The sequence below is a fragment of the Acinetobacter sp. ESBL14 genome, from assembly GCF_036668815.1.
Classification (GTDB): domain Bacteria; phylum Pseudomonadota; class Gammaproteobacteria; order Pseudomonadales; family Moraxellaceae; genus Acinetobacter; species Acinetobacter gyllenbergii.
The window spans coordinates 1-385 of record NZ_JAZEVS010000053.1 but is presented as its reverse complement, the minus strand read 5'-3'; the positions used below and the strand labels follow the sequence as shown (position 1 = coordinate 385).

The 385-nt window shown below is 61.8% G+C and carries 1 protein-coding gene; it reads right to left on the bottom strand.

Annotation, left to right across the window (positions count from 1 at the left end; genetic code table 11):
• Positions 1 to 107: 107 nt before the first annotated feature.
• Positions 108 to 385 (bottom strand): hypothetical protein (locus tag V6E90_RS21585; protein ID WP_332606417.1); only part of this gene is annotated, 278 nt, incomplete at its 5' end.

Genomic DNA, 385 nt, shown 5'->3' with positions numbered 1-385 from the left:
CTCCTGGCCCGTCACGGTGTGCGGCTGCTTGAATGGCGGTTCAATGTACCAATCACCAGGGCGGAGCTGGTAGCTCAGCTCGCAGCGATGGAAATCCTGGTCCCGGACTAGCTCGCGAGCGTCTTCTGCCGTGGGCCGTTCATCTCATCGACATCGCAGGCGCACTCGTGATCTGAAAGAGTCGGCGGTTCGACATCCGGTGGATTCATGTAGGCCCTAAAGCCCTCAAGATCCTCGTCGCTCGGGTTCTCCAACTCCGGGATATATCGGATGGTCTCTGCGACCTCCCTGCGCGAAACATAGTCGAAGATGGCGCCACCGTTGCTCAGCTCATACTGCATCGCGCCGCCGTGGCGGTCGACTGTGGCCCGCCCGGGCGCGTAGG